The sequence below is a fragment of the Acinetobacter sp. 1207_04 genome, from assembly GCF_052850415.1.
Genome location: NZ_VXCQ01000013.1, coordinates 56,063 through 67,925 on the forward strand (window position 1 = coordinate 56,063; position 11,863 = coordinate 67,925).

9 protein-coding genes and 1 pseudogene are annotated in these 11,863 nt (G+C 38.0%); 5 read left to right on the top strand and 5 right to left on the bottom strand.

Translation table 11 applies throughout. From position 1 onward, the window contains the following. Positions 1-80 precede the first annotated feature (80 nt). The 4 genes from FW754_RS12520 to FW754_RS12535 are packed head-to-tail and all read left to right on the top strand — an operon-like array spanning position 81 to position 5,864. On the top strand, positions 81-2,069 hold the full coding sequence (locus FW754_RS12520) for a M3 family metallopeptidase (RefSeq protein WP_446324822.1): 1,989 nt from the start codon (positions 81-83) through the stop codon (positions 2,067-2,069). Between the two features lie 49 nt (positions 2,070-2,118). Beyond that, a complete protein-coding gene (locus tag FW754_RS12525; protein ID WP_446324823.1) occupies positions 2,119-3,057 on the top strand; it encodes an ABC transporter permease in 939 nt (312 codons plus the stop codon). Between the two features lie 9 nt (positions 3,058-3,066). Beyond that, complete coding sequence (locus tag FW754_RS12530) at positions 3,067-4,137, top strand: ABC transporter permease (RefSeq protein WP_446324824.1); 1,071 nt, start codon at positions 3,067-3,069, stop codon at positions 4,135-4,137. Between the two features lie 11 nt (positions 4,138-4,148). Beyond that, positions 4,149-5,864, top strand: a complete 1,716-nt coding sequence (locus tag FW754_RS12535) for an ABC transporter ATP-binding protein (protein WP_446324825.1) — start codon at positions 4,149-4,151, stop codon at positions 5,862-5,864. A 544-nt stretch (positions 5,865-6,408) separates the two neighbouring features. Here FW754_RS12535 and rluB read toward each other — a convergent pair. From rluB to FW754_RS12550, 3 genes and pseudogenes are all read right to left on the bottom strand, one after another. Further along, a pseudogene (rluB, locus tag FW754_RS12540) lies at positions 6,409-7,266 on the bottom strand (23S rRNA pseudouridine(2605) synthase RluB); the annotation flags it as partial. Positions 7,267-7,307: 41 nt separating this feature from the next. Further along, a complete protein-coding gene (gene scpB / locus FW754_RS12545) occupies positions 7,308-7,898 on the bottom strand; it encodes an SMC-Scp complex subunit ScpB (protein ID WP_409511140.1) in 591 nt (196 codons plus the stop codon). Beyond that, a complete protein-coding gene (locus tag FW754_RS12550) occupies positions 7,895-8,689 on the bottom strand; it encodes a segregation and condensation protein A (RefSeq protein ID WP_409511141.1) in 795 nt (264 codons plus the stop codon). The genes scpB and FW754_RS12550 overlap by 4 nt, the downstream gene beginning before the upstream one ends. A 295-nt stretch (positions 8,690-8,984) precedes the next feature. Between FW754_RS12550 and FW754_RS12555 the strand changes: the two genes are divergently transcribed. Continuing rightward, positions 8,985-9,767: a GNAT family N-acetyltransferase gene (locus tag FW754_RS12555; RefSeq protein WP_446324826.1), complete on the top strand. Its 783-nt coding sequence runs from the start codon at positions 8,985-8,987 to the stop codon at positions 9,765-9,767. Between the two features lie 124 nt (positions 9,768-9,891). On the opposite strand, the gene FW754_RS12560 is transcribed toward FW754_RS12555, so the two are convergent. Next, positions 9,892-10,509: an L-threonylcarbamoyladenylate synthase gene (locus tag FW754_RS12560; protein WP_409511143.1), complete on the bottom strand. Its 618-nt coding sequence runs from the start codon at positions 10,507-10,509 to the stop codon at positions 9,892-9,894. A 600-nt stretch (positions 10,510-11,109) separates the two neighbouring features. Further along, the gene (locus FW754_RS12565) at positions 11,110-11,772 is read right to left on the bottom strand and encodes an elongation factor P hydroxylase (RefSeq protein WP_409511144.1); all 663 of its coding nucleotides are present in this window, start codon (positions 11,770-11,772) and stop codon (positions 11,110-11,112) included. Positions 11,773-11,863: the final 91 nt, after the last annotated feature.

Sequence of the window (11,863 nt, forward strand, 5' to 3'; positions counted from 1 at the left end):
TGATTTAGATTTTTATTATGAATATTGAATTGTATGTATTTTCAAATGAGAAATTGCAAAAATAAAGGCTTAGAGAAAAGATGAAAAAATTTAAACTCACCACCTTGTGTATGTTAACAATGGGTATAGGTCAAATAACTTTTGCTGAGCAACAACGTGCAACTTTACCTCAGTTAGATGCAAAAACAATTACGACACAATGTGATGCTCAAATTGCCACTGTAAAAGTAAAATTAGCGGCATTTGCAAAAATGCCACTTCAAAATAATGCATTGGCACGGTGGGATCAAATTTTTGCTGAATTTGAAGATTTTATTGGCCCTGTTAGTTTTTATAGCAATGTCAATCCGAGTGCGGAAGTGCGTCAAGCCGCAGATGATTGTGAAGTGAAAATTAATCAGTATCAAACTGAAATTTATCAAGATGCTGCGCTTTATCAACAAATCAAAAAAATTAAAACAAGTAATGATATTGATGCTAAATATCGGCAAGACATTTTAAATGATTTTGAAGATATGGGAATTCAACTTTCTAAAGATCAACAGGCTCGTTTAAAAATTATTTTGGATAATTTGACCAAGATTGAGCAAGAATTCGCGCGGAATATTCGTGATAATCCTGAAAAAGTTGAATTTTCTGCAGATGAGTTAAGGGGTTTACCGAACAGTTATATTGCTAATTTAAAGAAAAATGAACAGGGTCAGTATTTACTAGGTTTTGATTATCCTGAATATTTGCCATTTATGCAGCTTGCTGACAGTGATGATGCTCGGAAGCGTTATCAAATTGCTTATACACGCCGTGGAACAGAAAAAAATTTAGTGCTATTAAAACAAGCCATAGATTTACGTTATGAGCTTGCACAATTATTCGGTTATAAAAGTTATGCCGATTGGAAACTAAAAAATCGCATGGCGCAGAATCCTGAAACGGTGAATCAATTTTTAAATGAAGTACATAATATTGTTACTACTCTAGAGAAAAAAGAAGTACAAACCTTACGTGAGTTTAAAGCGAAAACACTTAATATTTCTGTTGAAAAAGCAGAGATTAATCGTTGGAGTGAAGGTTATTGGAGTGAGAAATTACGGCAAGAAAAGTATCAAATTGATCAAGAAAAATTACGTGAATATTTCCCGACACAGGCATCACAAGATTGGTTATTTGCAATTTCATCCAACCTGTATGGTATTGAATTTAAACCTGTCAAAGTTGAAACTTGGCAAAATGAAGTTGAATATTATGATGTAACAGACAAAAAAACTGGTCAGCTCTTAGGTGGTTTATATTTAGATAAATTTCCTCGTGAAGGTAAGTATGGTCATGCAGCTGTATGGGGAGTGCGAGGAGGAAGTACGCTGACGGATCGTAAACCGATTTCAGCACTCGTCACTAATTTTAATCGTAAAGGTTTAAATAGTGATGAGTTGGAAACATTTGTCCATGAGTTCGGTCATGCATTACATGGCATATTGTCCAATACGCGCTATGCTTCACAGTCAGGAACATCGGTAGAGCGCGATTTTGTTGAGGCACCATCACAAATGTATGAAGAATGGGCACGTCGTAAAGAAACTCTTTCAACACTTGCAGATTTCTGCCAACCTGCTTGCCCTAGAGTCGATGATGCATTAATTGCCAAATTAAAAGATGTACATAATTATGGGCGTGGTTTGAAATATGCACGTCAAACATTATATGCACAGTATGATATGGCGATTCACACCGCGGATGCACTCCAAACCCAACCGCTTGAAACGTGGCAGAAATTAGAAGGTAAAACAGCCTTAGGTTATACGCCAACGACAGAATTTCCAGGGCAGTTTGGTCACATTATGGGGGGCTATCAAGTTGGGTACTATGGTTATATGTGGTCTGAGGTCATCGCTCTCGATATGCTTTCAGCTTTTGGACATAACTTAAATAATCCTGAAGTGGGTGAACTCTACCGTAAAACGATTTTGTCACAAGGCGGACAGAAAAAAGCCAAGCAGCTTGTGGTCGATTTCTTAGGGCGAGAACCTGATAACAAAGCATTCTTTCAAGAAATTACAGGTCAGCGCCATTAAACCGAATTCAACAAAAGTTATTCAAAAAAATAATACAAAGGAATGAAGAATGTTGGCATATATCATACGGCGTTTATGGCAAATGATTCCCACCATGTTGGGTGTGATTTTGCTAATTTTTTTCCTGTTCAATTGGGTCGGTGGTGACCCTGCTTATATTCTTGCAGGGAAAATGGCAAATCTTGAACAAATTGAAAATATACGTCAACAATTGGGTGTCGACCAGCCGTATTATGTACAGTTAGGCATTTTCATCAAGCAAATTATTACCTTTGATTATGGTGTGAGTTGGAGTACAGGCGAATCAGTTTCAGCGATTATTCTGACACGTTTGGGACCATCATTCACCATTATGATTCCTTTGGTCATATTACAAACCGTCATTTCAATCATTCTGGCACTTGCAGTTGCTTCGGTTCGAGGTACATTGACAGATCGTATGCTGATGATGCTGTGTACTATTGGTATGTCGATTAGTATTTTGGTTTATATCATTGTGTTCCAATACTTTTTTGCCTACAAGCTCGGTTGGTTTCCCATACAAGGTTGGGGGGGAAGCTTTAGCGAAAATTTATTGAAATATTCATTGCTTCCAATCTTGATTATGTTAGTGGTCAGTGTTGCGCCAACATTACGTTTATATCGAAGCTTTATTTTAGATGAAATAAATCAGGACTATGTTCGAACAGCACGTGCCAAAGGCGTAAGTGAGCGACGTGTCTTAGGTGTGCATGTCCTACGTAATGCATCCATTCCGATCATTACGGATGTGATGTCAAGTTTACCTGCATTGCTCATTGGTGCCTTTTTAATTGAGCGTTTCTTCGGTATTCCTGGTATTGGGCGGGAAGTGATTATTGCAGTTGAGCGTAGTGATTTTCCTGTGATTAAAGCCATTACGGTTTATGTTGCCGCTGCAACGATGATCTTTAATTTGATGGCAGACCTCATCTATAAAGTGGTTGATCCACGTGTACAGTTGAAGTAGGTGAGAATGATGCTTAATATTTTCACTAAAAAAATTAATACCTCACAACAAGATTTATCATCAGGTTTAAGGCGCTTGGCAATGCGTCGTTTAAAAGCAGATCGTATTGCGATGGCTTCATTGTTCATTGTGCTGAGTTTTTTCCTGATGTTGGTTTTATCCATGACAGGCTTGATCGCCAAAGATTGGAATAAAGAAGTAGCTGTGAGTTATGCACCACCGACATTCATAGCCATAGATCAAAAAGTTATAGATCGTTCAACAATGATTGAGCAAAGCACAGTAAACCAATCGAGCAATCAAATTGACTATTATGGCATTCAAGACCCACTTGCAGAAGATATGAGAGCTATAGATCAACAATTGGATGGTCATTTACTTGATCAGCAAAGCGAACTGAAAACCAGCTTGCCTTTTGGTGCCGATAAATGGGGACGAGATATTATATTAAAAACCATTAAAGGTGCTGAAACTTCAATTTTAGTGGGATTAATTTCCGCTTTAATTGCAGTGGTTATTGGAACATTCTTAGGTGCAATCGCTGGTTATTTTGGCGGTTGGATTGATGATCTCCTGAATTGGTTCTATAACGTTTTTACTTCGATTCCTTATTTACTTTTAGTCTTGGCAATTGCGGCTGTACTGCAACAAAAAGGCATATTATCCATTGTTCTGATTCTCGGGTTGACGGGTTGGACAGGTGTGTTTCGTCTCATCCGTGCGGAATATATGAAACATACTTCACGTGAATATATATTGGCTGCCAAAGCCATTGGCGTGAGTCATATGCGTCGTATGTTTGTGCATATTTTTCCGAATGTTAGTCATATTGCGCTTGTTCAAATGTCCATTTTGGTTGTTTCATTTATTAAGTCTGAAGTGATTCTCAGCTTCTTAGGTTTTGGTGTACCTGTGGGGGTAGTGTCTTGGGGCAGTATGCTCAATGAAGCGCAAAGTGAATTGATTTTAGGCAAATGGTGGCAGTTGGTGGCAGCATCTGTCGCGATGGCAGTTCTAGTCACAGCATTTTCAATGTTTACCGATGCATTACGTGATGCACTTGACCCGAAACTGAAGTAAGGAGCAGAAAGATGTCAGAACAAAAAGCTACACCTTCTGTGCTACTCAGCGTTGAAAATCTCTGTGTTTGTTTTAAAGGTGAAAATAAGCAACTTACTGAAACAGTCAAAGGTATTTCTTTTCAAATACCACAAAATACAACAGTGGCATTGGTTGGTGAATCGGGTAGTGGTAAATCAGTCACAGCATTGGCAATGATGGCTTTGCTACCTGTTGGACAGTCTAAAATTTCTAAAAAAAGTAAAATCATGTTTGAAGGTAAAGACTTAATCAGTCTTTCAACTCAAGAAATGCGAGCCATATGTGGTAAAGATATTGCCATGATTTTCCAAGAACCGATGTCATCACTCAATCCTGTATTTACTGTGGGTGATCAGATTGCAGAAATCATGCGTATTCATTTGGGTTATGGGCGTAAGCAAGCCAAAAAACGTGTTTTAGAATTGCTCAAAGAAGTCGGTATTTCATCACCTGAAACGAAGATAGATGCGTATCCAAGTCAGCTTTCAGGAGGACAACAGCAGCGAGTCATGATTGCTATGGCAATCGCTTGTGAACCTAAATTACTCATTGCTGATGAGCCAACAACTGCCTTAGATGTTACGATTCAAAAGCAAATTTTGGATTTACTTGAATCTTTACGCAAACGTCGTCAAATGTCGATGCTGTTCATTACCCATGATTTGGCTTTGGTTAGTGAAATAGCAGACGAAGTGATTGTGATGCGTCATGGTGAAATTCGTGAGAAAGGCTTGGCAAAAGATGTCTTGGAATCTCCGAAAGATGCCTATACCAAGGCATTATTACTTTGTCGTCCTTCTTTATTACATCGACCTTATCGTTTACCTGTGATTAGTGATTTTCTGAAACAGCAGGATGGTCATTGGGTGGAGAGTATGACACTTTCTGAGTTGAATACAACAGATCATAAACGTGGTTTAGACGGTAGTGAAGAAATCATTCTAGATGTACATGATTTAAAAAAATCATTTTTTAACCGTAAAGGTTTTTTCGCTAAAGATGAGTTTCAAGCGGTGAAAGGAGCTTCTTTTCAACTTGCAAAGGGTAAAACTTTAGGCTTGGTGGGAGAGTCTGGTTCAGGCAAAACCACCATTGGTTTATTACTGATGCGATTGCAAGAAGCAACGAGCGGTAAAGTGTTGTTTCAAGGCAAAGATATTTTAGCGATGTCTGAAAAAGAGTTCACTCAATATCAACGTAAGATTCAAATTGTTTTTCAAAATCCTTATGCATCGCTAAATCCACGTTTTACTGTCGGACAGATTTTGATGGAGCCAATGCAGGTTCATAAAATTGGTGAAAATGATGTAGAACGTAAGCAAATGGCGTTAGATTTACTTGAGCGTGTAAGTTTACCTACGCAAGCATTTGATCGTTATCCGCACGAGTTTTCGGGGGGACAACGTCAACGTATTGCCATTGCACGTTGTTTAACTTTGAAGCCTGAAATTTTGATTTGTGATGAATCTGTATCGGCATTGGATGTTTCTGTTCAAGCACAAGTATTGAATTTATTACAAGATTTGCAGGATGAGTTTGGGTTGAGCTATATCTTTATTTCACATGATTTGGCTGTAGTGAAATATATTTCTGATCAGATTATGGTCATGAACCACGGTGAGATTGTGGAAATTGCCAATTCCGATGAGTTATACGCTTCACCAAAGCATGAATATACCAAGCGCTTAGTAAGTGCAATTTTATAAGGTGTTGTGAAAAATATTAAATTTCATTTTAACAAAAAAGAAGCCACTCATTTGAGTGGCTTCTTTTTTAAAGACCATTTAAAAATGGCGCTTTAATTTAGAACTTTTTGAAACCTTTATTTACGACAAATGGTTTTTTCTTTTCAACTTGTTGTGGTTCGCTACGTTCTTGTTGATCGAACGAAGGACGTGGTGTACGAATTTGACGTTCACTTGGAAAACGGTTGCCACGACTTTCAGTGCTACGTGCATTGAAGCTGTTACCGCGGTTTTCCGAGTTACCTGCATTAAAGCGATTGCCACGATTATCGTTATTGCCTGCATTGAAGCTATTACCACGATTTTCCGCTGAGTTATTACGCTGAGGACGATCGCCATAAGGACGCTTATCGCCACGCTGTTCAGTGCGTTGATCGCCACGTTGTTCTGTACGCTGATCTGGACGTGGTGAACGGTTGTTAAAGCGATTGTCATTATTACGGTTATCGAAACGGTTATTATCACCCATGTTACGATATTCACGTTGTTGCTGTTCAGGTTGGTTTTCACCTTCTGTATCGCGGCGTTGTTGACGTAAATAGCCACCACGACGTGCAGCTAAAGGTTTGTCTTGCATACGTTCAGTACGGCGTTTTGCCATACCATATAAGCCTGTACCCTGACGTGGTTTCAACTCAACAGCTTTTGTTAAGTTGTCGATATCATTCTTGTCCAATTCCATCCAACGACCTGTGCGCAATTCACGTGGTAAAATAACTGTACCGTAACGAGTACGAAGTAAACGGCTAACTTTCAGCCCTTGAGATTCAAAAATACGACGAACCTCACGGTTACGACCTTCTTTTACAACAACTTGATACCAACGGTTGATCCCTTCACCACCAATTTCAGAGAAAGATTCAAACTTTGCAGGACCATCATCCAAAACAACACCATTAATCATGTTGTTTTTCAGTTGCGGCGTTACTTCACCCATGACACGCACAGCATATTCACGTTCAATTTCGTTTGATGGGTGCATCAAACGGTTAGCAAGTTCACCATCATTGGTAAACATTAACAAACCTGTAGAGTTGATGTCCAAACGACCGACCATGACCCAACGATCATTGGCAATGGTTGGTAAGTTTTCAAAAACTGTTGGACGTGACTCTGGATCGCTACGTGAGCAGATTTCACCTTCTGGTTTGTAATAAATCAACACACGACGACGAATTTCATCTTCAATTTGGAACTGAACTTTACGACCATCGATGCGAAGCTCATCATTGGGTTCGATTCGTTCACCAACAGAGGCAACTTCACCATTGACGCTCACACGACCTGCGGCAATGACTTCTTCCATATAGCGGCGGGACCCCAGTCCAACGCGCGCAAGCACCTTTTGTAATTTTTCACTCATGACAGCATAACCTTAGAAATAATATTCAACAGTGCACCTATTTATGATTTTGGAGCATTCGCATCCAACGCCATAAAAGCTTCCTTGGCATCCTGTAGGGGAGGCAACTGACCCAATGAAACAAGGCCAAATGCATTTAAAAATTGGGGCGTTGTCACCAACAACGCAGGTCTTCCAGGGAGTTCTCTAAAACCAGATTCTTTAATCCAATTCCAATCAAATAATGTCCGAAGTAGCTGACTATTATTCGTAACTCCCCGTATTTGCTCAATATCAGCACGTGTCACGGGCTGATGGTAAGCGATCACTGCAACGGTTTCCAGCAGTGACGGAGATAATTTTGTTGGGCGTTCAGGCCAGACTTGAGCAATCGTATTGCGATACTTTGCACGGACTTGAAAACGGTAACCTTGTGCAGTTTCAATTAATTCAATTGCACGTCCATGTTGCAGAACGGCAAGTTGCTGCAAGTAATGACGTAATTCAGTTTTATTGAACTGATCTTGAAACGCTTCTTTTAAACGGGCAACAGAAACAGGCGCATCACTTGCAAAAATAATAGCTTCAAGTTGCATTAAAATTTCATGGCGATGTTCATCGGCTTGAAAATTTTGATCTTGTTCTATATTCATGGTGTTGCCCCTTGTATCGTCAATGGCGCATCGAGACCTGAAGAAAGAATATGAATTTTATTTTGACGAGTCAGTTCTAAAATCGCCATAAATGTCACGACTAAACCCATCCGACCTTGACTTGGTCGAAGTAAATCGTTGAAACCTAAGATATTGCCAGATTGAGTCATATATTCAATATAGGCAATACGTTCTTCAAGTAATACAGGTTCTTGTTCAATATTATGCGTTACAGGTTCAGGACGGTTAAAAATGCAATACAGCGCATCTTTTAACAAAGCAACATCATAACCTTCTTGAACAACAGGAATATCGCCTAATGACACATTACTATTGAATGTATCTCGTTCTAAAATATGCATTTTACCCAAGCGTTCAGCTGCTTGTTTAATGCGTAAATAGGTTTCTAAACGGTCAATCAGTTCTTTTTTCGGATCTTTTTCTAAAGTGACTGCTTTCGGTTTAGGCAATAACAAACGTGATTTTAAATCTGCCAATAGAGCTGCCATGACCAAATAATCTGCAGTTAGTTCAATATTTAGTGACTTCATTTCATTGATATACGACAAATATTGTGCAGCAATAGGCGCAATATCAAGTTGTAATAAATCAAAGCCATTTTTTTGAATTAAATAAATTAAAAAATCGAGTGGTCCTTCGAAATGTTCAAGCAGAATTTCGAATGCAGCGGGAGGAATATACAGATCATCAGGGATCGAGTCTTGCCATTCATCCAATACACGGATGTGCAACATTTGATGATCGATTACATCATGATTTACTAAAGTCATTACCGTTTTTAGCCACGCGAATTTTCAAAGGCATGAAAAAAGCGATTCGAAGATCACTACAGAATAAAAGAGAAGATAAAGTGAATGTCGAAAAGCATTTCGAGAAAGTTTGCCTATTCTAGAGCAAAAATGCTGATGAATAAATTACCAAATGTATAAAAATGATAAAAAACCCGAAAAAAGTTAAGGTTTTTTCTTTATTCAGTTGGTATTCAAAATTATTTGTTAATAAAGGTGGATAAAATTACAAAAATATGCATTATTGTAAATTTTGTCACAAAATTAAAGAATTAAGATGCTTAATTATCAAAAAATACAAGAAAATGATTTAAGTCAACAGGTTGGTGTAGATGTTCAACTTGAGCAAGCACAACATTTTCAGCCAGAACAACTTAATGGTCGTTGGGGTAAACTGATTCCATTGCAAACATTAGAATCTGATTCAATATTATTTCGTAGTATGTGGCGAACGATTGAACGTGAAAGTAATAAAGGTGTTTGGACTTATTTACCTTATGATGAATTTGTTTTTCAAGTTCAGCTTGAAGGTGCGTTGAAATCTAATTTTGCATTAAAGCATGCACTGCACTATTTAGTACAGGTTGGGCATCAGGCGATTGGATGGGTGGGATTGATTAATATTCGTGAAAAAGATCAGGTTGCTGAAATTGGTAATCTTTATTTTTCCGATCAACTTAGACAAACGACTGCTGCAACAGAAGTGATCTACTTATTATTGGAAGAATGTTTTAGCAAAGGCTTTCGTAAAATTGAATGGCGTTGTGATGATTTGAATGAAGCATCTATCAATGCTGCTGTACGTTTAGGTTTCCTTTATGAAGGAACACTCCGTCAAGATCGTATTGTGAAAGGCAAAAACCGAAATACGGCTTGTTTTTCAATGTTGGATGAAGAGTGGAAGCGTATTTCATTTGCATTTCAAGATTGGTTAAAACAGGATAATTTTACAGTAAATCGTCAACAAAAAACTCGTCTTGAAGAGTTTATGAAACAATATCCAATTACAGGGCGTTTAGAAAAAGAAATTAAAGAGCGTTTAATGGCAACAGTAAGTTAAATATGTTCTTATTTACACATCATTAATGTGTTTGATTAAGCACTGATATAAATCAGCCATTGTCATTTTAAATGACCAATGGCTATTTTTTGAATGATTGTCTCAAATCATTTGAGATATTGAATTACTCAAATGCGCTTACATCACCGACACCGCGACGAATGATTTCGGGATTTAGCCCTGATAAATCGACAATACTTGTGGTGGTTAAAGTTCCGAGTCCGCTATCAATAAACACATCAATGCGTTTTTCAAGTTGTTGCTCAATGTCATAAGGATCATCGAGTGGTGCATCATCCCCAGGTAAGATCAGCGTACTGGTCAGTAAAGGTTCACCAAGTTCTTTAAGTAGCATTTGGCAAACAGTATTACTTGGTACGCGTAGTCCAATGGTTTTTTTCTTCGGATGCATTAAACGCCGAGGCACTTCACTTGTTGCAGGCAATATGTAAGTCGTCACGGCAGGCGTGTTGGCTTTAAGTAGTCGGTACATGGCATTGTCGACTTTGGCATATGTTGCAATATCAGATAAATCTGCACAAATAATGGCGTATTGGTGTTTTGCCCCAAGTCCACGAATTTGTGCAATACGTTCCATGGCATTTTTATTACCAATTTGACAACCAATGGCATAGGCGGCATCAGTTGGATAAACAATCACATCACCAGCACGTATGCGTTCAACAGCTTGGCTAATTAGACGAGGTTGTGGGTTGTCAGGATGTACTCTTAAATGCAGCATATCTTTTCTCCTGATTCAAATTATCTATTTATATAGTAGTGAAAATTAGTACAATTAAACATCATTATTATTGTAATTATAGACCAATTGTCGAAAGAAAGTTGATGATTTCAAGAGAGATATTTTATCTTGACGATTTGACTTTAAATCATATTATTTCAACATAATTGGATTATCTTTCTCAGTTTTCGATTGTAGATGATATGGCGAATATTTTTCGATAAGAGATAAATAGATACAATCAGAAATCCATAACGAAACAATGAATCTTGTAAAGAATGAAATTGAAAGGTCATTTTTGAACCTAAAATAATGAATATAAAAGCAACCCAAACCATAACAAACAGTAGTTTTATGAATATTGAAAAGCGCAGCACATTGGAAATGATACGTTGTCGTTCTTGCTTAGTTTGCGTATTCATTAGCGATGCAAGAAGAGCAGGTGATGTAGATATACTTTTTAAAAGTTCTCGGTCACCTTGTTGAAAGCCAAATTTTATTTTTTCTAGCAATACAGTGATTATTTCTTGGTTTTTGAGCATGGGTTATATTCACTTAGTTAGAAATGCATAGAATCATCTATAATCTATAGAAGTTTGATTAATTGAGTTCGCTACGTAAGAAATCGTGCTTTTGTAATGTTTTGCCACCGCGAAGGCTAGTACAAATACAGTCAATAAAACGTTGAGCATCACGTGGAAGTTTCGTTTTACCGCTAAAATAATCTTGAACTTGAGCGAAAACATTGTCTTTGAATACAGCGCCATCACCACCATCACCTGTTAAATTATCAAGTGATACACGAAATTTACGACCAAAGGCTTTAGAAAATAACCATTCAATGGCTTGTGGCTTAATTTCTACCGATTCAAATAATGCCTGTTGTTCAGCTGTTCGACCATCGGGTGCATACCAATAGCCTAAGTCAGGCAAAAGTCGGCGTTGTTCGCCTGCAATCGTCCAATGGCTAATTTCATGCAATGCACTGTTAAAAAAACCATGAGCAAATTGAATACGAGCAGGTTGTTGTTCTACCGAAGGAAAATATTCGGGTTCATCAATTCCACGAATCAGCACAACATTTAAGTGGGAAAACCAATCATTAAAGTGTAAGATAAGCCAATCAACTTGTTGAGCTTCAGTCTGTAAATCTACCCATTGAAAACGTTGTGCAAGGGCTAGGTTCTCAGCAGATATTGGAGTTGAATTTGTATTGAACTGTAATGAAGGAGTGACTTCAGGTTGCGGCTGCAACTGTTGCATGACTTGTATTACCCAAATGATCTGTCTAAATAAGTACAAAATTGTATCTTAATCTTTGACAGAGTACCGATGAATTTGTAGAATTGCCGCC

Excerpts from the sequence above, each read along its gene's own strand:
- FW754_RS12520 (WP_446324822.1), top strand. The coding sequence starts at position 81 with ATGAAAAAATTTAAACTCACCACCTTGTGTATGTTAACAATGGGTATA.
- FW754_RS12525 (WP_446324823.1), top strand. The coding sequence starts at position 2,119 with ATGTTGGCATATATCATACGGCGTTTATGGCAAATGATTCCCACCATG.
- FW754_RS12530 (WP_446324824.1), top strand. The coding sequence starts at position 3,067 with ATGCTTAATATTTTCACTAAAAAAATTAATACCTCACAACAAGATTTA.
- FW754_RS12535 (WP_446324825.1), top strand. The coding sequence starts at position 4,149 with ATGTCAGAACAAAAAGCTACACCTTCTGTGCTACTCAGCGTTGAAAAT.
- scpB (WP_409511140.1), bottom strand. The coding sequence starts at position 7,898 with ATGAATATAGAACAAGATCAAAATTTTCAAGCCGATGAACATCGCCAT.
- FW754_RS12550 (WP_409511141.1), bottom strand. The coding sequence starts at position 8,689 with ATGACTTTAGTAAATCATGATGTAATCGATCATCAAATGTTGCACATC.
- FW754_RS12555 (WP_446324826.1), top strand. The coding sequence starts at position 8,985 with ATGCTTAATTATCAAAAAATACAAGAAAATGATTTAAGTCAACAGGTT.
- FW754_RS12560 (WP_409511143.1), bottom strand. The coding sequence starts at position 10,509 with ATGCTGCATTTAAGAGTACATCCTGACAACCCACAACCTCGTCTAATT.
- FW754_RS12565 (WP_409511144.1), bottom strand. The coding sequence starts at position 11,772 with ATGCAACAGTTGCAGCCGCAACCTGAAGTCACTCCTTCATTACAGTTC.